The sequence below is a fragment of the Paraburkholderia yinzeri genome (assembly GCF_046581065.1).
In the GTDB taxonomy this organism is placed as follows: Bacteria; Pseudomonadota; Gammaproteobacteria; order Burkholderiales; family Burkholderiaceae; genus Paraburkholderia.
In genome coordinates, this window is the sequence record NZ_JBFOCJ010000001.1 from 3,055,233 (window position 1) to 3,080,461 (window position 25,229).

A 25,229-nucleotide genomic window follows, 5' to 3' on the forward strand; every position below is an offset into this window, starting at 1 on the left:
AACCACGCAAGCCGCCCTGCATGACCCGAATCGTCACCCGCGCCTCTTCTCCCGCCGACGCCGAAGCCCTCGTCCGTCACGGCCTGCATCCCGTGCTCGCGCGCCTTTACGCCTCGCGCGGCATCTGCCAGCCCGATGAAATCGAAACCGGCCTCGCACGTCTCTTGCCGCCCGCCGCGATGAAAGGCCTCGACGACGCCGCGATGCTCCTCGCCGACGCGCTCGAAGCGAACCGCCGCATGCTCGTGGTCGCCGACTACGACTGCGACGGCGCCACCGCCTGCGCGGTCGCCGTGCGCGGGCTGCGCATGCTCGGCGCGCAGATCGACTATCTCGTGCCGAACCGCTTCGAATACGGCTACGGGCTCACGCCCGAGATCGTCGCGCTGGCCGCGCAGCGCCCCGGCGGCAAGCCGGAGCTGCTGATCACGGTCGATAACGGCATCGCGAGCGTGGACGGCGTGGAAGCCGCGAACGCACTCGGCATCGATGTGCTCGTCACCGACCACCATCTGCCCGGCGACACGCTCCCCGCCGCCCGCGCGATCGTGAACCCGAACCAGGCGGATTGCGCGTTCGAGAGCAAGTGCATCGCGGGCGTGGGCGTCATGTTCTACGTGCTGCTCGCCCTGCGCGCGGAACTGCGCCGCCGCGGCGCGTTCGCGGACGGCCGGCCCGAGCCGCGTCTGGACGGCCTGCTCGACCTCGTCGCGCTCGGCACGGTAGCCGACGTCGTGAAGCTCGACTGCAACAACCGCGTGCTGGTGGCGCAAGGACTGCAGCGCATCCGCAACGGCCGCATGCAGCCCGGCATCGCGGCGCTCTTTCGCGCCGCGGGGCGCGAAGCGCGCACCGCGTCGGGCTTCGATCTCGGCTTCGCGGTCGGCCCGCGTCTGAATGCGGCGGGGCGCCTCTCGGACATGTCGCTCGGCATCGAGTGCCTGACCACCGACGACGTGGGCCGCGCCTGGGCGCTCGCGCAGCAACTCGACACGATGAACCGCGAACGGCGCGAGATCGAGGCCGGCATGCAGCAGCAGGCGCTCGCCGATCTCGCCGATATCGATCCGCAAGGCAAGGCCACGCTCACGCTGTTCAATCCGGGCTGGCATCAGGGCGTGATCGGCATCGTGGCCGGGCGGCTGAAGGAGAAATTCCACCGCCCGTCGTTCACGTTCGCACCCGCCGACGAAGGCGGCGAACTCGTGAAGGGCTCGGGCCGCTCGATCCCCGGTTTCCATCTGCGCGACGCCGTCGACCTGATTTCGAAGCGCGAGCCCGGCCTCATCCACAAGTTCGGCGGCCACGCGATGGCGGCCGGTCTCACGCTCGCCGCCGCGGACGTGCCGCGTTTTGCCGACGCCTTCGAGCGCGTGGGCCGCGAATGGCTTTCGGCGGAAGCGCTCGCGCGCACCGTGGAAACCGACGGCGACCTCGAAGACGCCTACTTCACGCCCGATTTCGTCGAAATGCTCGACGCGGCCGTCTGGGGCCAGGGCTTCCCGGCACCCGTGTTCGCGGGCGAATTCGAGGTGGCCTCGCAGGCGCTCGTGAAGGACAAGCACCTGAAACTGCAGCTCCTGCGCGGCCGCCAGCGCTTCAATGCGATCTGGTTCAATCACACCGACCCGCTGCCGCAGCGCACCACCGTCGCCTACCGGCTCGTGCGCGACACCTGGAACGGCGTTTCGCGCGTGCAGCTCGTGGTGGAGCACGCGGCCGACTGAGGCGCTGTCGTAGACCTTGCCCGCGGTGCAACCGGGCACAGGAAGCGAGGCGGCGGTGGGGCCGGCCCACCCTTGATGCAGGCCCAATCGGCTATAATTCAAGGTTTTACGCCCCGGATCACGACACAAATGGAAGCGGAACGTCTCAACGCGATCGAAGCCTCTCTGGCGGACCTGCGCACGCGCGCGGGCGAGCTACGGGGGTATCTTTGACTACGATGCCAGGTCCACGCGACTGATCGAAGTCAACCGCGAACTCGAAGACCCGAACGTCTGGAACGACGCGAAGCACGCCCAGGAGCTCGGCAAGGAAAAGAAGCTGCTTGAAGGCGTGGTGCATGTGCTCGAAGGCATCGAGAATGACGTGCGCGACACCCAGGACCTCTTCGACATGGCGCGCGAGGAAAGCGACGACGACACGCTCGCCGCCTGCGAGGCCGACGCCGCGGCGATCGAGGTGCGCGTCGCCGACGTCGAGTTCCGCCGCATGTTCTCGAACCCGGCCGACCCCAACAACGCGTTCATCGACATCCAGGCCGGCGCCGGCGGCACCGAGGCCTGCGACTGGGCGTCGATGCTGCTGCGCCAGTACGTGCGCTATTGCGAACGCAAGGGCTTCAAGACCGAAGTGCTCGAAGAATCGGAAGGCGACGTGGCCGGCATCAAGAGCGCGACGATCAAGGTCGAGGGCGAATACGCCTACGGCTTCCTGCGCACCGAAACCGGCATTCACCGCCTCGTGCGCAAGTCGCCGTTCGACTCGTCGGGCGGGCGTCATACGTCGTTCTCGTCGGTGTTCGTGTATCCGGAGATCGACGACTCGTTCGAGATCGAGGTCAATCCGGCCGATCTGCGCATCGACACGTACCGCGCGTCGGGCGCGGGCGGTCAGCACATCAACAAGACCGATTCCGCCGTGCGTATCACGCACATGCCGTCGGGCATCGTCGTGCAGTGCCAGAACGACCGCTCGCAGCACCGCAACCGCGCCGAAGCCATGGCGATGCTGAAATCGCGCCTGTACGAAGCCGAAATGCGCAAGCGCCAGTCGGAGCAGGACAAGCTCGAAGCGGGCAAGTCGGACGTGGGCTGGGGCCACCAGATCCGCTCCTACGTGCTCGACAACAGCCGTATCAAGGATCTGCGCACCAACGTCGAAATCAGCAACACCAAGGCCGTGCTCGACGGCGATCTCGACGAGTTCATCAGCGCGAGCCTGAAACAGGGCATCTAAGCTGCTGAGGCCGCTCCTCCGGGCGCGGCGGCGCGCATCGCGCCCCGCCCGGACCATCGAATCTGTATCACCGAACCCGAGCCAACATGACCGAACCGACCCAGCCGTCCGCGACCGAGCCGGACGACAACCAGATCATCGCCGAGCGCCGCGAGAAGCTGCGCGCGCTGCGCGAAGCGGGCGTCGCCTACCCCAACGACTTCCGCCCCACCCATCACGCCGCCGACCTGCAGCGCGACCACGCCGACACCGACAAGGACGCCCTGGAAGCGCAGGCGCTCGAAGTGTCGATCGCGGGCCGCATGATGCTCAAGCGCGTGATGGGCAAGGCGAGCTTCGCGACCGTGCGCGACGGCTCGGGCCAGATCCAGTTCTTCATCACGCCCGCCGACGTGGGCGAGGCGACCTACGAAGCGTTCAAGAAGTGGGACCTGGGCGACATCGTGGCCGCGCGCGGCGTGCTGTTCCGCACGAACAAGGGCGAGCTCTCGGTGCGCTGCACGGAACTGCGCCTGCTCTCGAAGGCGCTGCGCCCGCTGCCGGACAAGTTCCACGGCCTCGCCGACCAGGAAATGCGCTATCGCCAGCGCTATGTCGACCTGATCGCCACACCCGAGGCGCGCAACACCTTCGTGTCGCGCACGAAGGCGATCTCGTCGGTGCGACGCTTCATGGCGGACGCCGGCTTCATGGAAGTCGAAACGCCGATGCTGCACCCGATTCCCGGCGGCGCGGCGGCCAAGCCCTTCGTCACGCATCACAACGCGCTCGACATGCAGATGTTCCTGCGCATCGCGCCGGAGCTGTATCTGAAGCGCCTGATCGTCGGCGGCTTCGAGCGCGTGTTCGAGATCAACCGGAACTTCCGTAACGAGGGCGTCTCGCCGCGTCACAATCCGGAATTCACGATGATGGAGTTCTACGCCGCGTTCACCGACTACACGTGGCTCATGGACTTCACCGAGGCGCTGATCCGCCAGGCCGCCGTCGACGCGCAAGGCAGCGCCGTGCTCACGTATCAGGGCCGCGAGCTGGACCTTAGCAAGCCGTTCCACCGCCTCACGATCACGCAGGCCATCCAGAAGTACGCGCTGCAGTACGCCGACGCGCAACTCGCGGACGCCGCGTTCCTGCGCGCCGAACTGAAGAAGTTCGGCGTGGACGCGAACCAGCCCGCGTTCCTGAACGCGGGCGTCGGCTCGCTGCAACTGGCCCTCTTCGAAGAGACCGCCGAGTCGCAACTGTGGGAACCGACCTACATCATCGATTACCCGGTCGAAGTGTCGCCGCTCGCCCGCGCCTCGGACACGCAGTCGGGCATCACCGAGCGCTTCGAACTCTTCATCACGGGCCGCGAGATCGCCAACGGCTTCTCGGAGCTCAACGATCCGGAAGACCAGGCCGCACGCTTCAAAAAGCAGGTCGAGCAGAAGGACGCCGGCGACGAAGAAGCGATGTTCTACGACGCCGACTACATTCGCGCACTCGAATACGGCATGCCCCCGACGGGCGGCTGCGGCATCGGCATCGACCGTCTCGTGATGCTGCTGACCGACAGCCCGAGCATCCGCGACGTGATCCTGTTCCCGCACCTGCGCCGCGAAGACTGATCCCCGTTCGCATCAGCCGGAACGCCTGAGGGGCGCATGCGGTTCACGCCGCATGCGCCCTTTTCTTTTGTCTTTGTTTTACCCCGCCGGTTTGTAACCATCGGTAAAAGGTGCCGGGGTCGGAACGTGGGCCTGCCGAGGCCGCGCCTTTCTCAGCGCGTGCAGAAGCGCCTTTCCGGGCTCCGGTGCTCGCGAGTGCCTCTCCGCACACGGCGTGGGTTACAAATTGAAACCCGCCGGGAATCGTTCTGGCTCAGACTATGTCTTACAAAAACCAACTCTGCTAAAAGACGGAGCTTGTCATGAACCAGCCTGATCCGAACACCTCACGCAAACGCCTTCACCCCCTGATCGCCGCGGCAGCGGCGGCCGTCATCGTCGCGAGCCTCGCGGCCACGGCGGCCATCACCGGCGTCTTCCCGAAGGCCTCCAGCACTACCGAACAGAACGCGCAAACGCAGACCGGCGAAACGGCCATGACGACGGCTTCGCAGCCGGTCGTCGACTCCACCCAGCCGGCAGCGCCCGCGCAAATGGCGCAGAACAACGCGCCCGTGCAGCCGTCTCCCGCGGCTCAGCCCGCGCCGGCCCAGTATGGTCAGCAGCCGCAGCAAGATGCGCAGCAAGCGCCGCCTGCCCAGGCCCCATGCGAATCGTGCGGCACGGTCGAGGCCATTTCCGCCGTCAAGCATGAAGGCCACGGCACGGGCATAGGCGCCGTGGGCGGCGCGGTGGCAGGCGGCCTGATCGGCAACCAGTTCGGCGCGGGCACCGGACGCGCCGCCATGACGGTGCTGGGCGCGGTTGGCGGCGGCTTCGCCGGCAACTCGGTCGAAAAGCACATTCGCAGCACGACGAGCTATTCGGTGCGCGTGCACATGGAAAACGGCAAGACGCGCTATTTCACCTACCACGACGCGCCGCCATTTCAGCAAGGCGAGCGCGTGCGCGTGGAGAACGGCACGCTCGTCGCGGCCTGACGCTACCGCCTAATATCCTGGCCGCAAACAAAAAGGCGATTCGCCCCTTGGGGTGAATCGCCTTTTTCATGTCAAGCAACAACAGACAACCCGGTGAGCCAATCGACGGTTCAATAGCCGGCGTCCTCGATCCACGCGGCCTGGATCGCCTCGAGGATTTTCTCGTTCGAACGCTCGGGATCGTCGTCGAAGCCTTCGAGCTCCGTGATCCAGCGATGCAGATCGGTGAAGCGTACGTATTGCGGATCGACCTCCGGGTGAGTGTCCGTCAGTGCCACCGCGATGTCCTGCACATCGGTCCATTTCATGGCTGCACGCTCCTCGTTGGGCTTAGTGGTTTTCCTTCGCGTGATTGATCGAGTACCGCGGAATCTCGACCACCAGATCGTCGTTCTCCGGCACGAGCGCCTGGCAGGACAGCCGCGAGGTCGGCTCCAGACCCCACGCCTTGTCGAGCAGATCGTCCTCGGCTTCCTCGGACGGCTCGAGCGCATTGAAGCCTTCGCGCACGATCACGTGACAGGTCGTGCATGCGCACGACTTCTCGCAGGCATGCTCGATCTCGATGCCGTGTTCGAGCAGCGCGTCGCATACGCTTTCGCCCGGCTTCGCTTCGATCACCGCGCCCTCCGGGCACAGTTCGACATGGGGCAGCACCACGATTTGAGGCATTGTGAATTCCGTATCCAATAACATTCGTATCGAGCGCAGTGCCCCGTCCTCGACGGCGGCCTGAGCCCATTCTACTGGCGCCGCGCGGTTTCCTGCATCGGGAAAGCACGCAGACGCCGCGGCGCGGGAATCGTCCACGCGCCGCTTTTATTCCGCTTCTCTCGCGGTTCTCGCGTGACGCGTCAGCCGATCTCGTCGAGGCGCTTGCCGGCCAGCGCGCGCTTGATGCCCTTGTCCATGCGGCGCGCGGCGAACTCGTCGGTGCCTTCGGAGAGCGCCTTCGTCGCCGTCTCGATGACGTCGGTGTCGTCGCCGGTTGCAACGTTGCGCAGCGCGTCCATGAGCGCGTCGAGTGCCTTGCGCTCATCGGCATCGAGCAGCTCGCCATCGGCAGCGAGCGCCGCCAGGGTCGCTTCAAGGATGCGTTCGGCTTCCACCTGCGCCTCGCGCAGCGCGCGGGCGCGCATGTCCACCTCTGCCGTCTTGAAGCTGTCTTCGAGCATCTTCGCGATTTCGTCGTCGGCGAGACCGTAGGACGGTTTCACCACAACCGACGCTTCCACGCCCGAATGCTGTTCGCGCGCGAACACGGAGAGCAGGCCGTCCGCGTCCACCTGGTAGGTCACGCGAATGCGCGCGGCACCTGCCACCATCGGCGGGATGCCGCGCAACTCGAAGCGGGCGAGCGAGCGGCAGTCGGAGACGAGCTCGCGCTCGCCCTGAACGACGTGGATCGCCATGGCCGTCTGGCCATCCTTGAACGTCGTGAAGTCCTGCGCGCGCGCGACAGGAATGGTCGAGTTGCGCGGGATGATCTTCTCGACGAGGCCCCCCATCGTCTCGACGCCGAGCGAAAGCGGAATCACGTCGAGCAGGAGCCAATCGTCTTCGCCGCCGCGGTTGCCCGCGAGCAGGTCGGCCTGGATCGCCGCGCCGAGCGCCACCACCTGGTCCGGGTCCAGGTTCGTGAGCGGCGCCTGGCCGAAATGCTGCTCGACGGCGCGGCGGATCACGGGCATACGCGTCGCGCCGCCCACCAGCACCACCCCCTTCACGTCCTTCGGCGCGACCTTCGCGTCGCGCAGGGCCCGCTTCGTCGGCGTGAGCGTGCGTTGCACGAGTGCCTGCGTCAGCGCTTCGAAACGCGCTTCGTCGATCGTCAGCGCGATCGCCTTGCCGCTCGACAACGTCACGTCGATGCGCGCCTCGGGCGCCGACGACAGGGCTTCCTTCGCCTCGCGCGCGTGGTCGAGCAAGAGGCGCACGTCTTCGGGCGCGAGCGCCGCGCGCTCGACGCCGCTTTGCGCGAGTACGTAGTCGAAGAGCGCGTGGTCGAAGTCGTCGCCGCCAAGCGCCGAATCGCCGCCGGCCGCGAGCACTTCGAACACGCCCTTCGTGAGCTTGAGGATCGACAGGTCGAACGTACCGCCGCCGAGGTCGTACACGGCGTAGAGACCTTCGGCGCCGTTATCCAGGCCATAGGCAATGGCCGCCGCCGTCGGCTCGTTCAGGAGGCGCAGCACGTTCAGGCCCGCGAGACGCGCGGCATCCTTGGTCGCCTGGCGCTGCGCTTCGTCGAAGTACGCGGGCACCGTGATGACCGCACCGACGAGTTCGTCGCCGAGCGTATCTTCCGCGCGCTGGCGCAGCGTCGCGAGAATTTCCGCCGAGACTTCGACGGGACTCTTCACGCCGTCCACGGTCTGGATCTGCACCATGCCCGGCGCGTCGACGAATTCGTACGGCGCGTTCGCGGCGCCTTCGACATCGGCCTTGCCGCGTCCCATGAACCGTTTGACGGAGACGATCGTGTTGCGTGGGTCGGTCGCCGCCTCGGCCTTCGCGGTGCGGCCGATACGGCGCCCGCCATTCGCGAGATAGCGCACGACGGACGGCAGCAGCACGTGGCCTGCTTCGTCGGGCAGCACGTCGGGCACGCCGCTGCGCACCGCGGCGACCAGCGAGTTCGTCGTGCCGAGGTCGATGCCGACCGCGAGCCGCCGTTGATGCGGCGCCGGCGCCATGCCGGGTTCGGAGATTTGCAGTAGTGCCATCTGTGTGATCTGTGTGATCTTGCCCGGGCCTTTCGGCCCGTGTCTCTTCAATCCGTTCAGGCTCACGCCCTGCCCGCTCCGCGGGCTGGCGCGAACCCCCTTCAGTCTTCCAGACGCTCGATCTGCGCGTCGATCTCGCTCGCCACGCGCTCGATGAACATCAGTTGACGCACCGCCTCGGCGGCCGCCTGGTTCGAACCGCTGCCGATCAGCGCCGCGAGCTTCGCGAGCCGGGTACGCTCGTCGTCGCGCAACTCGCCCGCGAGCGCGTCGAGCGCATCGACGTTCTTCGCGCCAACGGCATCTTCGATCGCCTCGCGCCATTCCATCTGCTGCATCAGGAACGCAGGCTCCATCGCCGTGTTGCTCTCCGCGCCGACGTCGATCCCGCGCAGATGCAGCATGTACTTCGCACGCCTGAGCGGGTCGCGCAGCGTCTGGTACGCCTCGTTCGCGCGCGTGGCCCACTGCATCGCGACGCGCTTTTGCGCATCGCCGGCCGCGGCGAAACGGTCGGGGTGCACCTGCGCCTGTACCGTGCGGTAGGCATGGTCGAGCGCGTCGGCGTCGACTTCGAACTGCTCGGGCAGACCGAAGAGAATGAAATGGCTATCGGAGAGCGAAGAAAGCGAGGTCATCGCGAGGTCATCGAATTGTGTGCCGCATCCATCAAAAGTCAAAAAGGCGGCACAGGCCGCCTTTACACCTACATCGCGCGGGCTCAGACGCGGAACGACTCGCCGCAGCCGCACTCGTCCTTCACGTTCGGATTGTTGAACCTGAAGCCTTCGTTGAGCCCCTCGCGCACGAAATCGAGCTGCGTGCCGTCGATATAGGCGAGGCTCTTCGGATCGACGATGACCTTCACGCCATGGCTTTCGAAGACGTTGTCTTCGGCTGCGAGTTCGTCCACGTACTCGAGCTTGTAGGCGAGCCCCGAGCAGCCCGTCGTGCGCACGCCAAGACGCAGACCCACGCCCTTGCCGCGCCGGGTCAGGTACTTCTGCACGTGCTGTGCCGCTTTTTCCGTCAACGTAATTGCCATAGCGTTTTCGTCACGCCGCAGCGCAACCCTGCCTGCATTCAAAGTCGTTAATCCCGCAGCGCGCGGCTTTAGCCGAACGCTGCGCTCCTGCCTCGCCCGCTGACCCGCTCAGGCCTCGGCCTTCGCGTCCGTCGTATGACGCTGACGGTAATCGGCCACGGCTGCCTTGATCGCGTCTTCCGCGAGTATCGAGCAGTGGATCTTCACCGGCGGGAGCGCGAGCTCTTCCGCGATCTGCGTGTTCTTGATGGAGAGCGCCTGATCGAGCGTCTTGCCCTTCACCCACTCGGTCACGAGCGAGCTCGACGCGATCGCCGAACCGCAGCCGTAGGTCTTGAACTTCGCGTCTTCGATCACGCCGTCCGCACCCACGCGGATCTGCAGCTTCATCACGTCGCCGCAGGCCGGCGCGCCGACCATGCCCGTGCCCACCGTGTCGTCGTCCTTCGAGAACGAGCCGACGTTGCGCGGGTTTTCGTAGTGGTCCAGAACCTTTTCGCTATATGCCATGATCACACTCCTTCAATTCGTTGGCCGCGCTGCATTTCAGTTGCGCTGCGGCCGGGTCGTTGTTCGGCGCTGCGCTGTCTTAGTGCGCGGCCCACTGGATGGTCGAGAGATCGATGCCGTCCTTGTGCATTTCCCACAGCGGCGACAGTTCGCGCAGCTTGGCGATCTTCGACTTCAACAGGTTGATGACGTAGTCCACGTCCTGCTCAGTCGTGAAGCGGCCCACCGTGAAGCGGATCGAGCTGTGCGCCAGCTCGTCGTTGCGGCCGAGCGCGCGCAGCACGTACGACGGTTCCAGCGAAGCCGACGTGCACGCCGAACCCGACGACACCGCAACGTCCTTCACCGCCATGATCAGCGACTCGCCTTCGACGAAGTTGAAGCTGATGTTCAGGTTGTGCGGGACACGCTGCTCCATGTCGCCGTTCACATAGGTCTCTTCGATCTCCGAAAGACCGCGCAGCAGCTTGTCGCGCAGCATGCGCACGCGCTCGTTCTCGGTCGCCATTTCTTCGCGCGCGATACGGAACGCTTCGCCCATGCCCACGATCTGGTGCGTGGCGAGCGTGCCCGAGCGCATGCCGCGCTCGTGACCGCCGCCGTGCATCTGCGCTTCGATGCGCACGCGCGGCTTGCGGCGCACGTACAGCGCGCCGATGCCCTTCGGGCCGTAGGTCTTGTGCGCCGAGAACGACATCAGGTCGACCTTGAGCTTTTGCAGGTCGATGGGCGCCTTGCCTGTGGACTGCGCAGCATCCACGTGGAAGATGATGCCCTTCTCGCGGCAGATCTCGCCGATCGCCTCGATATCCTGGATCACGCCGATCTCGTTGTTCACGTGCATGACGGAAACGAGGATCGTGTCGGGACGGATCGCGGCCTTGAAGGCGTCGAGGTCGATCAGGCCATCGTCCTTGACGTCCAGATACGTGACTTCGTAGCCTTCGCGCTCGAGTTCGCGGGTGGTGTCGAGCACGGCCTTGTGCTCGGTCTTCACCGTGATGATGTGCTTGCCCTTGCTCTTGTAGAAGTGCGCGGCACCCTTGATCGCGAGGTTGTCCGATTCGGTGGCGCCGGAGGTCCAGATGATTTCGCGCGGATCGGCGTTGACGAGCGCGGCGACGTTCTCGCGCGCTTCCTCGACGGCGCGTTCCGCATCCCAGCCGTAGGCGTGGCTGCGCGACGCCGGATTGCCGAACTGCTCGCGCAGGTACGGAATCATCTTGTCCACCACGCGCGGGTCCACAGGCGTCGTCGCGCTGTAGTCCATGTAGATGGGCAGGTGGGGAATGTCGTTATTCATCTATCGCTCCGGGGAATCTGTCTGCTGCTCTGTGTATTGCGCTGGCCGTGGTCCGGGATCGCGGGGATCAGGAGCCGGCCATGTTGAATATGGAGTTGGGCCCAAGCGGGACCGTGCGCACCGGCTCGACGACCGGCGTTTCCGTGCGGCGGTCGCGCAGGACCGTGGACGCGGCGCCTTCGCGGGCGCGCTGCTTGTCCACGAGATCCTTGAGGGACACCGAATCGAGGTACTCCACCATCTTCTGGTTCAGCGTGGACCAGAGCTCGTGCGTCATGCAATGGCCGTCGTGCTGCTTGGTGCCCTCGCAGGCGCCCTTGCCGCCGCACTGGGTGGCGTCGAGCGGCTCGTCCACGGCGATGATGATGTCGGCAACGGTGACATCCTCCGCGCGGCGCGCGAGGTTGTACCCGCCGCCCGGCCCGCGGACCGATTCGACGATTTCATGACGGCGGAGCTTGCCGAACAGCTGTTCGAGGTACGACAGCGAGATGTGCTGGCGCTGACTGATACCCGCAAGCGTCACCGGGCCCTGCTCCTGGCGCAGGGCCAGGTCGATCATCGCCGTGACGGCGAAACGGCCTTTCGTGGTGAGTCTCATGATGTAGGGGAACCGCAATTCTCGACAATTTTCGTCAAGTATAAATACATGACTAGTTTAGTCAAGTATCCGCGCCGCCATCTGGGTTATTAGGCATGTTGCGAAAAGCCCCATGCAGCCCACAGCAGCCAAACGGCGCAAACCGTGAATCGTGGTTTGCGCCGGCCATTGTGCTACTCGGCGAGGCGGGTACGCAGCGCCGCCAGCAAGCCCTCGCAGGCCGTCTCGCACTGATCGAGAACCGTTTCGAAGCCCGCCTCGCCGCCGAAATAAGGGTCGGCGACGATGCGCGTGTCCAACTGCGGCGCGAACTCCATCAGAAGACGGATCTTGTCGCGCGCCGCGGGCGGCGCCACTTTCTGCAGCGCCGTGATGTTCGCGTCGTCCATCGCGACAACGAAGTCGAAGCGCTCGAAATCGCCGGCGCCGATCTGGCGGGCGCGCAACGGCGCGAGATCATAACCGCGGCGATGGCCGGCGCGCTGGGCCCGCTCGTCCGGCGCCTCGCCCAGATGCCAGTCGCCCGTGCCCGCCGAATCGACGTCGATGCGCCCATCCAGCCCCGCCTGCCCGACCATGTGCCGCATCACGGCCTCGGCCGTGGGCGAGCGGCAAATGTTGCCGAGGCAGACAAAGCAGACGGAAACCTTGTTCATCGAATCGACAGTCCTGAGCGGCGAGCCAAACTGTTAATTATACAAAGCCGGGCGCTCAGATGGCACGTACCGGCGGCAGCGCCTCGCCGGCGCCGATCGCTTTGACGGGGGCTTTGACGGGCGCCGGGCCCTCGCTGCCAACGAGGCCGTACGACACGGCACGCGCCAGTTCGGCGCTCAGCTGGTCGGCTGCGAGCGGCATTTGCTGCTGCGTCGTATTCCATGCATGCGCCCATGCGATAGCCGCGCAGGGCACGATCAGCGCCAGCGGCCAGTACACCGATATTTTCTTTTTCATGATGCGGACTCTCTCGACTAGAGGGCGATCAGTGCGGGACGCACTATCGCCAGTCGAAATGATATAGACATCCGCAATCAGGAAAAACCCGGCAACGCCGAACACACTGTTGCCGCAAGTTAAACAGTGGACGAGTTCGATTCGGCAGCGAGTCAGCCCGCGGTCTGCCGGCGCGTCGCATCGAGATGCGTACGCTGGGCCGCGTAGAGTTCGCGGAAGGTACGCCCGACCGGTGCGGGCATGTCGCGGCCCTCGGTCCAGCCCCGCGCCAGCGGCAGCTTGCGGATGAGCCGCGCCTGCCCGCCCAGACGCTCCAGCACGCGTACGCCCAGCTTCGTCAGCGTGGCGTAGGCGCCCGGGTGCAGCGCGAACCAGCCCCACACCGCGAGCGCGGCCCGCTCGCGCCACGGACGCAGATGGCGTTCGGTCTGTTTCTCGCGCAGCTTGCGCAGCAGGTCGGACAGCGGGATGCCCACCGGGCAGACGCTATTGCACTCGCCGCAGAGCGTGGCCGCCTGCGGGAGGTCGAGCGCCTTCTCGAGGCCCACATAGCTCGGCGTCAGCACGGAGCCCATCGGCCCCGGATACACCCAGCCGTAGGCGTGGCCGCCCACCTTCTGATAGACGGGGCAATGGTTCATGCATGCCCCGCAGCGAATACAGCGCAGCATCTCCTGGAACTCGCCGCCGATGAGCCCCGTGCGGCCGCCGTCCACGAGCACGACGTACATGTGCTCGGGTCCGTCAATGTCGTCCTTGCCGCGCGGACCCGTGAGCACCGAAAAGTAGTTCGAAGTGGCCTGCCCTGTCGCCGAGCGCGGCAAGAGGCGCATGGCCGTCGCGAGATCCTCGAGCGTGGGCAGCACCTTTTCGATGCCGGTCACCGCCACATGCACGCGCGGCATCACCGTGCACATGCCCTCGTTGCCCTCGTTCGTCACCAGCACGACCGAACCGGTTTCCGCCACGAGGAAGTTGCCGCCCGTCACCCCCATGTCCGCCGAAAGGAAATGCGGGCGCAGCATTTCGCGCGCTTCGCGCGTCATGTCGGGAATCTCGGTCAGGCGCGGCCGGTGATGCGTCTTCGCGAAGAGATCGGCGATCTCGTCCTTGTCCTTGTGGACGACGGGCGCAATGATGTGGCTCGGCGGCTCGTTGCCGTTGATCTGCAGGATGTACTCGCCGAGATCGGTCTCGACCGACTGCACGCCCATCCCTTCGAGCACCGTGTTCAGCTGCATCTCCTCGGAAACCATCGACTTCGTCTTGATGACCTTGCGCACGTCGTGCTTGCGCGCAATGTCGGCGACCAGCTTGGCCGCGTCGCGCGCCGTTTCCGCGTAGAGCACCGTCACGCCGCGGCGCGTGGCCTCGGTTTCGAACTGCTCCAGCCAGACATCGAGGTTGTCCAGCGCGCGGTTGCGGCGCGCCTTGAGGGCGGCGCGCGTAGCCGGGAAGTCGATCGCGGTCATCGCCTCGGCACGCGCCGAAACGAACTTCGTCGAGAGCTTCGTAAGGTTCTGCTGGAGGCGCTGATCGGCCAGTTTCTGGCCGGCGCGCGCCTTGAACTGCATCGACTGGACTTGCATGGCTGCGGGATCCTGGGGCGAAGGGCTGCTGAACGAAGGGGACGAAAGGGGCAAGGCGGCCGAACAGAGAAGACGGCCGTGCGTCAAACGTCGCCGGCCAGCACCTGGGCCACGTGCAGCACGCGCGTGGCGGTGTCGCCGGTGCGGCGCAGGCGCCCTTCGATGTTGAGCATGCAGCCGAGGTCGCCCAGCACCACGGCGCCGGTGCCGCTCGCGCGCACGTTCGCGCATTTCTCGTCGGCGATCGCAGTGGAGATCGCGCCGTACTTCACCGCGAACGTGCCGCCAAAGCCGCAGCAGTGCTCGCAGTCCTTCATCTCGCGCACCTCGACGCCGCGCTGCGCGAGCAGCGTGCGCGGCTGCGACTTGACGCCGAGTTCGCGCAGACCCGAGCAGGAGTCGTGATAGGCAACCGGTCCGCGGAATTCGCCAGGCGGCAGCGACACCTTCGCGACGTTGACGAGGAAGTCGGTGAGTTCGTAGACGCGCTCGCGCAAAAGGCCGTAGCGCCGCATCAGTTCGGGGTCGTCGCGGAACAGGTCGCCGTAATGCGCGCGGATCATGCCGCCGCACGAGCCCGAGGGCACCACCACGTAGTCGTACTGCTCGAACTCGCGCAGCGTCTTTTCGGCAAGGTCGCGCGCGAGCCGGCGCTCGCCCGAGTTATACGCGGGCTGCCCGCAGCAGGTCTGCGCGGGCGGCACATGCACCTCGTAGCCCGCCTGCTCCAGCAGCTTGATCGCCGAAAACCCGATTTCGGGGCGCATCGTGTCGATGAGGCAGGTCACGAACAAACCGACTCGCATGGGGACTCCTCTGAAAAACGTCCCCGATTATCCGATGTTTCCGGACAAGCACCAACGCATCGTCTACCCGCCCCGGCGATGGTGCAGCGCGGCGCCCATCCCGCCAGCCGCTTACTTTTTTCACGATACGAGATACAATGCGCTCACCGCCTTACGCGTCAAGCAAATCTGAACCATGAGCGAAAGTGGAAGCACGCCGGATCCGAAGACCTCGATTCAGGTCATCGAGCGCATGATGCGCCTGCTGGACGCGCTAGCCGCGCACAGCGACCCCGTCAGCCTCAAGGAGCTGGCCCAGCGCACCGAACTCCATCCGTCCACGGCGCACCGCATTCTGAACGACATGGTGAGCTGCCGGCTTGTCGACCGTTCCGACCCGGGCACCTACCGGCTCGGCATGCGTCTGCTGGAACTGGGCAATCTCGTGAAGGCGCGCCTTTCGGTGCGCGATGCCGCGCTCACGCCCATGCGCGAGCTGCACCGGCTCACCGGACAGACCGTGAACCTCTCGGTGCGCCAGGGCGACGAAATCGTCTATATCGAACGCGCCTACTCCGAGCGCTCGGGCATGCAGGTGGTCCGCGCGATCGGCGGCCGGGCGCCGCTGCACCTCACTTCGGTCGGCAAGCTTTTTCTCGCCGCCGACGAAGCGAACCGCGTGCGCGCGTATGCCACACGCACGGGCCTCTCGGGCCACACGCGCAACAGCATCACCGATCTCACCCGCCTCGAGCGCGAACTCACGCACGTGCGCCAGCAGTCCTGCGCGCGCGATAATGAGGAACTGGAGTTGGGGGTGCGCTGCATCGCCGCCGGCATCTACGACGACACGGGCAAGCTGGTCGCCGGGCTCTCGCTTTCCGCGCCGGCCGACCGCCTGCAGGATTCCTGGCTCGGCCAGCTAAGCAAGACGGCGCTCGTGATCTCGGAGTCGCTGGGCTACCATTCGCAGCCCGCCGAAGGCAGTGCGCAGCCGGCCTGAACGCCCCGCTGCTTTCACGCCTAAACGACAACGCCCCGCAACTGCGGGGCGTTTTGCATCGGCGTACCGCCAGGCTGGGACCGTTCGATCAGGTCCCCGCGCCGCCCGCGTCCGCGCTCGTGATACGCGGCTGCTGATCGGCACCGCCGTTGTCGAGCCACGCGCGCACGCGCGTCGCGTCGGCAAAGCGCGAGTACTTGCCGCTCGAATCGAGCAGCACGATGATGACCGGACGGTCGTGGATGGTTGCCTGCATCACGAGGCATTCGCCCGCTTCGTTGATGAAGCCGGTCTTCTGCAGACCGATGTCCCACGACGGGTTGCGGACCAGCGCGTTCGTGCTGTTGTAAGCGATGTTGCGCTTGCCGGTGAACACCGTATAGCTGTGATCGGTCGAGAACTGGCGGATCAGCGGGTACTGATAGGCCGCATTGACCATCTTCACGAGGTCACGCGCGCTCGACACGTTCTGGCTCGAGAGACCCGTCGAATTCTCGAAGTGCGTGTCGGTCATGCCGAGTTGCTTCGCCTTCGCATTCATCGCCGCGATGAATGCCGGACGGCCGCCCGGGTAGTAGCGCGAGAGCGCCGCGGCAGCGCGGTTCTCGGAGGCCATCAGCGCGATATGCAGCATGTCTTCGCGCGAGAGCACCGAGCCCACGGAGAGACGCGAGCCCGTGTTCTTCTCGTAGTCGCGGTCTTCGTCGGTGACTTCGATCGACTCCGTGAGCGGCGCCTTCGAGTCGAGGACGACCATCGCGGTCATCAGCTTCGAGATCGAGGCGATCGGCACGACGGCATGCGAATTCTTGTCGAACAGCGGTTCGAGGGTGTTCTGATCGACGACGAAGGCGACGCTCGAGCGCAGCATCAGCGCGTCCGGCGTGTCGTGCAGGCCGAAGGCCTGGCCCACGGTCGGCTGACGCGGCTCATACGCGACGCGCACGGCGTGATGGCGGCCGTTCATCGTGTAGTTGACGCGCCGCTTCCTCACGACGGGACGGGCGTCGTCGTTGGCCGCGACGGTGCGGGTCGCCTTCGACGATTTCTGCGAAGCCTTGGCCGGTGCGCTCGCAGGCTTGACGACCTTTTTGCCTGCTTTTTTGGACTTCGCCTTGGCCGGCGCGGTCGAAGCGGTCGGCGCGGCGTCTTGCTCTGCAGCAAAAGCGCTGGAGGGTAAGGCAATCGTCGCACTGATGGCTACGGAGACAGCCACCGACAGCGCGGTGCTGACCATGGCACCGTGCATCAGTTTGAACGACAGGAGCTTGTCGGATTTCATTGGTGTTCTGGATGAAGCGGCGGGATCGTTCGCCAAGTGTAGTAAAACAACGAAAATTTCGCAAATTTAAGCACTTATCAACGCACATTAAACCGAAGTCTAACTTTCGATTAAGTTCGTCGATAATATGCACGTTTCCGATAGAGCGAGACCATCGAAGCATCCGCCCTCGCGTGGCCGACAAGGCGGCAACCGCGTTTGCACGGAGATTACGGCCCGAGTCCGGTCAAACTTGAATAGGGATATGCCGGAGGGAATGATCGCGAACGGAACGCGCATTCGACTGCAGTCAGTCTTTAACGTTCCCAGGGAGGTTCTGGTGGACCAACCTGGATCATTCTTGCGCAGATATCTACCCACTCCTACAGGAGTGTGAGATGCCACGATCCGAATCTTGCCATATGCGGACTGGATTTGCCGCCCCCCGCCCCGCGTGGGTCGCCGCTACCCTCCGATACGGCGACGCGGACGCCACCGCAGGTGCGACGTTACGTCCCTAATCAGCGCGCATAAGCACCTGTTTAATAACAATTTATCGACATTGTGCGACGCACAATCAGGGCTTGACTTTCCGCCAAGCCATCCTAAAATCGATGTCAATGCTGCGACGCACAAACGTCCGGCAGATCACCCTGAGTCTCGCCACCTATTTATACGGACCGCATCAGACGGTCCGTCATCCTACCAGGAGCGTAAACATGAGTCTGCTGACCCCTGAGCAATTCGCCGCAGCCCAGAAAGCCAATCTCGAAACCCTCTTCGGTCTCACCGGCAAGGCATTCGAGGGTGTGGAAAAGCTCGTCGAATTGAACCTTCAGGCCGTCCGCTCGAATCTGGCGGAATCGCAGGAACAGGCCCAGCGCGCGCTGTCCGTGAAGGACGCGCAGGAACTGCTGGCGCTGCAAGCGAGCTTTGCCCAGCCGCTCGCCGAAAAGCTGCTGTCGTACGGCCGCCACGTGTATGAAATCACGTCGGCCACGCAAGCCGAGTTCGCGAAGGTTGCCGAAGCGCACTACGAAGAGCAGAACCGCAAGGTGCAGTCGCTCGTCGACAACGTCGCCAAGAACGCGCCGGCCGGTTCGGAAACGGCCGTTGCCGTGCTCAAGTCGGCCATCAACGCCGCGAACACGACCTACGAAACGGTGCAAAAGGCCACGAAGCAAGCCGTCGAAATGGCGGAAAGCAACTTCAACGCGGCTACGGCTGCCGCAAGCAAGGCTGCCGCGCAAGCTTCGCGCTCGTCGGCTGCCGCCGCTTCGGCCAAGAAGGCGGTCTGAACGCCCAGTAACGATTGCAGGTGCGCGCTTGGCGTGACGCGTACCTGATTGCCGGATCCGACGCTCGGGCGTGCCCCCGCGGGCACGCCACTCGCCCGGTTGCTTCGACCGGGATTTTTTACGCTCCGGCGCCTCTCGCAGTCTCCAACGAAAAACGGCGCACCCCTCGCGGGGTGCGCCGTTTGCTTTCACGCAAAGAATCGCGCGAAAAGCGCGCCGCTTACTTCTTCTTTTGCGGCGGCAGATCCGTACACACGCCTTCGTACAGTTCGGCAGCCATGCCGATCGATTCGCCGAGCGTCGGGTGCGGGTGGATCGTCTTGCCGATGTCGGTCGCGTCCGCGCCCATCTCGACGGCGAGACACACTTCGCTGATGAGATCGCCCGCATTCAGGCCGACGATGCCGCCACCGATCACGCGATGCGTCTCTTCGTCGAAGAGCAGCTTCGTGAAGCCCTCGTCGCGGCCGTTGGCGATCGCGCGGCCCGAAGCGGCCCACGGGAACACCGCCTTGCCGTACTTGATGCCTTCGGCCTTGCACTGGTCTTCGGTCTTGCCGGCCCACGCCACTTCCGGGTCGGTGTAGGCCACCGACGGAATCTGCAGCGCGTCGAAGTACGCCTTCTCGCCGTGCGCCGCTTCGGCCGCCACGTGGGCTTCATGCACGGCCTTGTGCGCGAGCATCGGCTGGCCGACGATGTCGCCGATCGCGAAGATGTGCGGCACGTTGGTGCGCAACTGCTTGTCGACGTCGATGAAGCCGCGATCCGTCACCGCGACGCCAGCCTTGTCCGCGCCGATCTTCTTGCCGTTGGGCGAGCGGCCCACGGCAACCAGCACGAGGTCGTAGCGCTGCGGCTCGGCCGGCGCCTTCTCGCCTTCGAACGTGACGTAGATGCCGTCTTCCTTCGCCTCGGCCTTCGTGGTCTTCGTCTTGAGCATGACGTTCGCGAAGCGCTTCGCGTTGTACTTCTCCCAGACCTTCACGAGATCGCGGTCCGCGCCGGCCATCAGGCCGTCGAGCATTTCCACGATGTCGATCTGCGCACCCAGCGTCGCGTAGACCGTCGCCATTTCGAGACCGATGATGCCGCCGCCGATCACGAGCATCTTCTGCGGAATCTGGCGCAGTTCGAGCGCGCCCGTCGAATCGACCACGCGCGGATCTTCCGGCATGAACGGCAGCTTCACGGCCTGCGAACCGGCCGCGATGATCGCCTGCCTGAACTTGACGACCTTCTTGCCGCTCTCGCCCACCACTTCCATGTGATGAGGATCGACGAACGTGCCGACGCCCGTCACGACTTCCACCTTGCGTGCCTTCGCCATGCCGGCGAGACCGCCCGTCAGCTTCTTGACGACGCCCGACTTGAAGTCGCGCAGCTTGTCGAGGTCGATCTGCGGCTTGCCGAACGTGATGCCGTGCGAGCCGAGTGCCTCGGCTTCGTCGATCACGAGCGCCGTGTGCAGCAGCGCCTTCGACGGAATGCAGCCCACGTTCAGGCAGACGCCGCCGAGCGTGGAGTAACGCTCGACCAGCACGGTCTTCATGCCGAGGTCGGCGGAGCGGAACGCGGCCGAGTAGCCGCCGGGGCCAGCGCCGAGCACGAGCATGTCGCATTCGACATCGGCGGCGCCGCTGTAGCTGCCGGCCTGCGGCGCGGGCGCCGCGGCTTTCGGAGCCTCGGCAGCCTTCGGCGCCTCCGCCGCCTTGGGCGCTTCGGCCTTCGGAGCCGGCGCAGCCGCCCCTTCGGAGGCCTCGACCAGCGCGATCACGGTGCCCTGCGAAGCCTTGTCGCCCGGCTTGATCTTCACTTCCTTGACGGTGCCCGCGACATCGCTCGGCACTTCCATCGTGGCCTTGTCCGATTCGAGCGAGAGCAGCGTCTGCTCTTTCTCGATGACGTCGCCCGCCTTGATGTTGACTTCGATGACGTCGATGTCCTTGAAGTCGCCGATGTCCGGCACTTTCACTTCGACGAGACTCATGGTGTCCCCTGAGAGATAACCGGCTGCGCCCGCCGCGGCGCGCACGCAGGAAACGCGTGCCGCGCGGCGGCGCAAGCCGGTCGATGAAGCGGTTTTACAGAATCACGCGGCGGAAATCGCCGAGGATCGAGCCGAGGTACGCGTTGAAGCGCGCGGCAGCCGCGCCGTCGATCACGCGATGGTCGTACGAGAGCGACAGCGGCAGCGTGAGGCGCGGCACGAACTGCTTGCCGTCCCACACGGGCTTCATCGCGCTCTTCGACAGGCCGAGGATCGCCACTTCCGGCGCGTTGATGATCGGCGTGAAGTGCGTGCCGCCGATGCCGCCGAGCGACGAGATCGAGAAGCAGCCGCCTTGCATCTGGTCCGGCTTGAGTTTGCCGTCGCGCGCGAGCTTCGAGAGCTCGGCCATTTCCTTCGCGATGTCGACGAGACCCTTCTTGTCCGCGTCGCGGATCACCGGAACGACGAGGCCGTTGGGCGTGTCGGCTGCAAAACCGATATGGTAGTACTGCTTGAAGACGAGATTGTCACCGTCGAGGCTCGCGTTGAAGGTCGGGAACTTCTTCAGCGCCGCGACGCAGGCCTTGATGACGAACGCGAGCATCGTGAACTTCACGCCCGCCTTCTCGTTTTCCTTGTTCAACTGCACGCGCAGCGCTTCGAGGTCGGTGATGTCCGCTTCGTCGTTGTTCGTGACGTGCGGGATCATGACCCAGTTGCGGTGCAGATTCGCGCCGGAAATCTTCTTGATGCGCGACAGCGGCTGCGTATCGATCGGGCCGAACTTCGTGAAGTCGACCTTCGGCCACGGCAGCAGGTTCAGCCCCGCGCCCGCGCCGCCGGCCGGTGCCGCCGCGGCAGCCGGCGCCGCCAGCGCGCCCGTCATCACGCCCTTCACGAACGCCGTAATGTCGTCCTGGGTAATGCGGCCCTTCGGACCCGTACCCGCGACGCGCGCCACGTCGACGCCCAGCTCGCGCGCGAACTTGCGCACCGAAGGCGAAGCGTGGCTCGAACGGCGTGCGCCGCCTTCGCCGGCCTGAATGCTCGGCGCCTGCGCGAGCGCGGACGGAACCGCCGGCGCGGCCTTGGCCGGTGCGGCAGAGGCAGGCGCATCCGACGGCACTTCGACCGGGGCCTTCTGCGCGGGTGCCGCGGCCGCAGCGGCGGCGCCTTCGGCTTCGATCACGAAGATCTCGGTGCCTTCGGAAACCGCATCGCCCACCTTGACCTTCACTTCCTTCACCACACCGGCCACCGGGCTCGGCACGTCCATGGTCGCCTTGTCGGATTCGAGCGTGACGAGCGACTGCTCCTTCTCCACCCGGTCGCCCACCTTCACGGCAACTTCGATCACCGGCACGTCCTTGTAGTCGCCGATGTCGGGGACCTTCACGCTTTGCGCGCCGCCGCCGCTCGCCGCCGGGGCGGCCTGGGGAGCGGCCTGCGGGGCCGGTGCAGCAGCCGGCGCGGGCGCGGCAGCCGGAGCCGCAGCAGCGCCCGCGCCATCCAGCACGAGCACGAGCGAACCTTCCGACACGTTGTCGCCCACTTTGACCTTCACTTCCTTCACCGTGCCCGAGGCCGGGCTCGGCACGTCCATCGTCGCCTTGTCCGACTCCAGCGTGATGAGGGACTGCTCTTTTTCGACGGTATCGCCCGCCTTCACCAGCACCTCGATCACAGGAATGTCCTTGTAATCGCCGATGTCCGGCACTTTGACTTCGATCGCTTGACTCATTGTTAGTGTCTCCGGGGCCGCATAAGAACGCCTCCCCGCTTCGGGGAGGCGCGCTTGCCATGCACAGGGGGTGATGCGTTAGACGGTCATCGGGTTGGGTTTGGACGGATCGAGGTTGTATTTGGCGATGGCATCGCCCACGACCTTGCGCTCGATCTTGCCTTCGTCCGCGAGCGCGTTGAGCGCTGCGACCGTGGTCCAGTAGCGATCGACTTCGAAGAAGTGACGCAGCTTTTCACGCGTGTCCGAACGGCCGAAGCCGTCGGTGCCGAGCACCACGAACTTGCGCGGAACGAGACCGCGAATCTGGTCGACCAGCGCGCGCACATAGTCGGTGGACGCGATGATCGGGCCTTGCGTGTTCTTGAGCAGCTTCTCGACGTGCGATTCGCGGCGCGGCTCGCTCGGGTGCAGCAGGTTCCAGCGCTCGACTTCGTGGCCTTCGCGGGCCAGTTCCGTGAAGCTCGGCACGCTCCAGAGGTCGGCCTCGACGCCCCAGTCGTTCTTCAGCAGGTCGGCGGCGGCGATCACTTCGTTGAAGATCGTGCCCGCGCCCAGCAGTTGCACGCGCGGCGCCTTGGCGTTGTCCGCGCCCTTGCGGAACGCGTACATGCCCTTGATGATGTCGGCCGCCACATGCTCGCCCTGCGGAATCGCCGGGTGCTCGTAGTTCTCGTTCATCACCGTGATGTAATAGAACACGTCCTGCTGGTCCTGCACCATGCGGCGCAGACCGTCCTGCATGATCACGGCGAGTTCGTAGCCGAAGGTCGGATCGTAGCTCAGGCAGTTCGGCACCGAAGCGGCCCACAGGAGCGAGTGGCCATCTTCGTGCTGCAGGCCTTCGCCGTTGAGCGTCGTACGGCCCGCCGTGCCGCCCAGCAGGAAGCCGCGCGAACGCATGTCGCCCGCGGCCCACACGAGGTCGCCGATGCGCTGCATGCCGAACATCGAGTAGAAGATGTAGAACGGCACCATGATCTCGCCGTGCGTCGAGTACGACGTCGCGGCCGCGATCCAGTCGCACATGCCGCCGGCTTCGTTGATGCCTTCCTGAAGGATCTGGCCGGTCTGCGATTCCTTGTAGAACATCAGTTGGTCGGAGTCTTCCGGCACGTACTTCTGGCCGTCCTGATTCCAGATGCCGATCTGGCGGAACAGGCCTTCCATGCCGAAGGTACGCGACTCGTCCGGCACGATCGGCACGACGCGCTTGCCGAGCGCCTTGTCCTTCAGCAGGATGTTCAGGATCCGCACGAACGCCATCGTCGTCGAGATCTCGCGGCCTTCGCCCGTGCCCTTGAGCAGCGGCTCGAACGCGTCGAGCGCCGGCACCGGCAGCGACTCGGCCTTCTGGCGGCGAGCCGGCAGGTAACCGCCGAGGTCCATGCGCTTCTGGCGCATGTAGTCGAGTTCCTTCGAGCCTTCCTCGAACGTCAGGTACGGCACGTCGACGATCTGCTCGTCGGTGAGCGGCAGGCGGAACTGGTCGCGGAACTTCTTGAGCTGATCCACCTGCATCTTCTTTTGCTGGTGGGTGATGTTCATGGCCTGGCCGGCTTCGCCCATGCCGTAGCCCTTGATCGTCTTCGCGAGGATGACGGTGGGCTGGCCCTTCGAATTCGAAGCTTCGTGGAACGCCGCGTAGATCTTGTGCGGATCGTGACCGCCGCGGTTCAGGTTCCAGATGTCCTCGTCGGACCAGTCGGCCACCAGCGCCTTCAGTTCCGGCGTGTTGAAGAAGTGTTCGCGAACATATGCGCCCGACTCCGACTTGTAGGTCTGGTACTCGCCGTCCACGACTTCCATCATGCGGCGCATCAGCGCGCCCGACTTGTCGCGCGCGAAGAGCGCATCCCAGCGGCTGCCCCAGAGGACCTTGATGACGTTCCAGCCGGCGCCGCGGAACTCGCTTTCGAGCTCCTGGATGATCTTGCCGTTGCCGCGCACCGGGCCGTCCAGACGCTGCAGGTTGCAGTTGATGACGAACACGAGGTTGTCCAGACGCTCGCGGCCGGCCATGCCGATGGCGCCGAGCGATTCCGGTTCGTCGGTTTCGCCGTCGCCGAGGAACGCCCAGACCTTGCGGCCGTCGGTCTTCGCAATGCCGCGCGCCTGCAGGTACTTCATGAAGCGTGCCTGGTAGATCGCCATGATCGGGCCGAGGCCCATCGAGACGGTCGGGAACTGCCAGAAGTCCGGCATCAGCCACGGGTGCGGATACGACGAGATGCCCTCGCCGCCCACTTCCTGGCGGAAGTTGTCGAGCTGGTTTTCCGAGAGGCGACCGAGCAGGAACGCGCGCGAGTAGACACCCGGCGACGAGTGGCCCTGCACGAACACGAGGTCGCCGCCATGCTCGGGCGAAGGCGCGCGCCAGAAATGGTTGTAGCCGACGTCGTAGAGCGTGGCAGCCGAGGCGAACGACGCGATGTGGCCGCCCACGTTGGTGTGCTTGCCCGCGCGCAGCACCATGGCCATGGCGTTCCAGCGCGTGTAGGAGCGGATGCGGTGCTCGATGTCCTGGTCGCCGGGATTCTTCGCCTGGCTGGCGACGGGGATCGTGTTGATGTACGGCGTGTTCGCCGAGAACGGCAGGTGCTCGCCATGCACGCGGGCGAATTCGATCTGCTTTTCGATCAGGTAGTGGGCACGGTTGGGACCGATCGCCGAGATGACGCCGTCCAGCGCTTCAAGCCATTCGGCCGTTTCCTGCGGATCTTCATCCTTGTCGGCGGCTACGTACTTCAGGACTTCGTCGGGTACTGCGGACATGCTCGTCTCCTGATTGGGGGAACGCTGTTGAACGGACCATGCGGGCGACTGTTCGGGACGAGCCAGGTCGACCGCAGCATCTTTCGGGCGATTG

The 25,229-nt window shown here is 65.3% G+C and carries 22 protein-coding genes; 6 read left to right on the forward strand and 16 right to left on the reverse strand.

Annotation, left to right across the window (positions count from 1 at the left end):
* The first annotated feature begins 20 nt into the window (after window positions 1–20).
* The 4 genes from recJ to WJ542_RS14625 all read left to right on the forward strand — a co-directional run bounded on the left by recJ (window position 21) and on the right by WJ542_RS14625 (window position 5,551).
* Entirely contained in the window at window positions 21–1,727 is a 1,707-nt protein-coding gene (gene recJ / locus WJ542_RS14610) for a single-stranded-DNA-specific exonuclease RecJ (RefSeq protein WP_411189930.1), read from the forward strand.
* A gap of 129 nt (window positions 1,728–1,856) precedes the next feature.
* Window positions 1,857–2,961, forward strand: a protein-coding gene (gene prfB / locus WJ542_RS14615) for a peptide chain release factor 2 (RefSeq protein WP_411189931.1) whose coding sequence is annotated in 2 segments (ribosomal slippage) — window positions 1,857–1,937 and window positions 1,939–2,961 — 1,104 coding nt in all. Because the reading frame shifts where the segments join, the coding sequence is not laid out codon by codon here.
* Between the two features lie 86 nt (window positions 2,962–3,047).
* On the forward strand, window positions 3,048–4,571 hold the full coding sequence (gene lysS / locus WJ542_RS14620; RefSeq protein ID WP_411189932.1) for a lysine--tRNA ligase: 1,524 nt from the start codon (window positions 3,048–3,050) through the stop codon (window positions 4,569–4,571).
* A 302-nt stretch (window positions 4,572–4,873) separates the two neighbouring features.
* Window positions 4,874–5,551: an outer membrane lipoprotein gene (locus tag WJ542_RS14625; protein WP_411189933.1), complete on the forward strand. Its 678-nt coding sequence runs from the start codon at window positions 4,874–4,876 to the stop codon at window positions 5,549–5,551.
* Between the two features lie 110 nt (window positions 5,552–5,661).
* Here the strand turns inward: WJ542_RS14625 and iscX are convergent, their stop codons facing one another.
* The 12 genes from iscX to WJ542_RS14685 all read right to left on the reverse strand — a co-directional run bounded on the left by iscX (window position 5,662) and on the right by WJ542_RS14685 (window position 15,085).
* Window positions 5,662–5,859, reverse strand: a complete 198-nt coding sequence (iscX, locus tag WJ542_RS14630; RefSeq protein ID WP_322014038.1) for a Fe-S cluster assembly protein IscX — start codon at window positions 5,857–5,859, stop codon at window positions 5,662–5,664.
* 22 nt (window positions 5,860–5,881) lie between these two features.
* Window positions 5,882–6,223 carry an ISC system 2Fe-2S type ferredoxin gene (fdx, locus tag WJ542_RS14635; protein WP_411189934.1) on the reverse strand — a complete coding sequence of 114 codons (342 nt, stop codon included), beginning with the start codon at window positions 6,221–6,223 and terminating at the stop codon, window positions 5,882–5,884.
* Between the two features lie 182 nt (window positions 6,224–6,405).
* Complete coding sequence (gene hscA / locus WJ542_RS14640) at window positions 6,406–8,277, reverse strand: Fe-S protein assembly chaperone HscA (protein WP_411189935.1); 1,872 nt, start codon at window positions 8,275–8,277, stop codon at window positions 6,406–6,408.
* Between the two features lie 101 nt (window positions 8,278–8,378).
* Window positions 8,379–8,915, reverse strand: coding sequence for a Fe-S protein assembly co-chaperone HscB (hscB, locus tag WJ542_RS14645; protein WP_411189936.1), 537 nt, complete (start codon window positions 8,913–8,915; stop codon window positions 8,379–8,381).
* Window positions 8,916–8,998: 83 nt separating this feature from the next.
* Entirely contained in the window at window positions 8,999–9,322 is a 324-nt protein-coding gene (gene iscA, locus WJ542_RS14650) for an iron-sulfur cluster assembly protein IscA (protein ID WP_027793501.1), read from the reverse strand.
* A gap of 108 nt (window positions 9,323–9,430) precedes the next feature.
* On the reverse strand, window positions 9,431–9,832 hold the full coding sequence (gene iscU / locus WJ542_RS14655; protein ID WP_411189937.1) for a Fe-S cluster assembly scaffold IscU: 402 nt from the start codon (window positions 9,830–9,832) through the stop codon (window positions 9,431–9,433).
* Window positions 9,833–9,911: 79 nt separating this feature from the next.
* Window positions 9,912–11,135, reverse strand: a complete 1,224-nt coding sequence (locus WJ542_RS14660; RefSeq protein ID WP_411189938.1) for an IscS subfamily cysteine desulfurase — start codon at window positions 11,133–11,135, stop codon at window positions 9,912–9,914.
* Between the two features lie 67 nt (window positions 11,136–11,202).
* Window positions 11,203–11,736, reverse strand: coding sequence for a Fe-S cluster assembly transcriptional regulator IscR (gene iscR / locus WJ542_RS14665; RefSeq protein WP_411189939.1), 534 nt, complete (start codon window positions 11,734–11,736; stop codon window positions 11,203–11,205).
* Window positions 11,737–11,909: 173 nt separating this feature from the next.
* Window positions 11,910–12,392 carry a low molecular weight protein-tyrosine-phosphatase gene (locus tag WJ542_RS14670; protein WP_411189940.1) on the reverse strand — a complete coding sequence of 161 codons (483 nt, stop codon included), beginning with the start codon at window positions 12,390–12,392 and terminating at the stop codon, window positions 11,910–11,912.
* A 55-nt stretch (window positions 12,393–12,447) separates the two neighbouring features.
* Window positions 12,448–12,690, reverse strand: coding sequence for a hypothetical protein (locus WJ542_RS14675; protein ID WP_411189941.1), 243 nt, complete (start codon window positions 12,688–12,690; stop codon window positions 12,448–12,450).
* Between the two features lie 152 nt (window positions 12,691–12,842).
* Entirely contained in the window at window positions 12,843–14,279 is a 1,437-nt protein-coding gene (locus WJ542_RS14680) for a lactate utilization protein B (RefSeq protein ID WP_411189942.1), read from the reverse strand.
* 83 nt (window positions 14,280–14,362) lie between these two features.
* A complete protein-coding gene (locus WJ542_RS14685; RefSeq protein WP_411189943.1) occupies window positions 14,363–15,085 on the reverse strand; it encodes a (Fe-S)-binding protein in 723 nt (240 codons plus the stop codon).
* 175 nt (window positions 15,086–15,260) lie between these two features.
* Here WJ542_RS14685 and WJ542_RS14690 point away from each other — a divergent pair, with 175 nt between their 5' ends.
* The gene (locus WJ542_RS14690) at window positions 15,261–16,067 is read left to right on the forward strand and encodes an IclR family transcriptional regulator (RefSeq protein WP_411189944.1); all 807 of its coding nucleotides are present in this window, start codon (window positions 15,261–15,263) and stop codon (window positions 16,065–16,067) included.
* Between the two features lie 88 nt (window positions 16,068–16,155).
* On the opposite strand, the gene pbpG is transcribed toward WJ542_RS14690, so the two are convergent.
* A complete protein-coding gene (gene pbpG / locus WJ542_RS14695) occupies window positions 16,156–17,349 on the reverse strand; it encodes a D-alanyl-D-alanine endopeptidase (protein WP_411189945.1) in 1,194 nt (397 codons plus the stop codon).
* A 698-nt stretch (window positions 17,350–18,047) separates the two neighbouring features.
* Here pbpG and WJ542_RS14700 point away from each other — a divergent pair.
* Complete coding sequence (locus tag WJ542_RS14700; RefSeq protein ID WP_027793491.1) at window positions 18,048–18,626, forward strand: phasin family protein; 579 nt, start codon at window positions 18,048–18,050, stop codon at window positions 18,624–18,626.
* 220 nt (window positions 18,627–18,846) lie between these two features.
* On the opposite strand, the gene lpdA is transcribed toward WJ542_RS14700, so the two are convergent.
* From lpdA to aceE, 3 genes are all read right to left on the reverse strand, one after another.
* Entirely contained in the window at window positions 18,847–20,616 is a 1,770-nt protein-coding gene (lpdA, locus tag WJ542_RS14705; protein ID WP_411189946.1) for a dihydrolipoyl dehydrogenase, read from the reverse strand.
* A 94-nt stretch (window positions 20,617–20,710) separates the two neighbouring features.
* Entirely contained in the window at window positions 20,711–22,360 is a 1,650-nt protein-coding gene (gene aceF, locus WJ542_RS14710) for a dihydrolipoyllysine-residue acetyltransferase (protein WP_411189947.1), read from the reverse strand.
* A 78-nt stretch (window positions 22,361–22,438) separates the two neighbouring features.
* Window positions 22,439–25,135 (reverse strand): pyruvate dehydrogenase (acetyl-transferring), homodimeric type, encoded by a 2,697-nt coding sequence (aceE, locus tag WJ542_RS14715; RefSeq protein WP_411189948.1) that lies wholly within the window; start codon window positions 25,133–25,135, stop codon window positions 22,439–22,441.
* Between the last annotated feature and the right edge of the window lie 94 nt (window positions 25,136–25,229).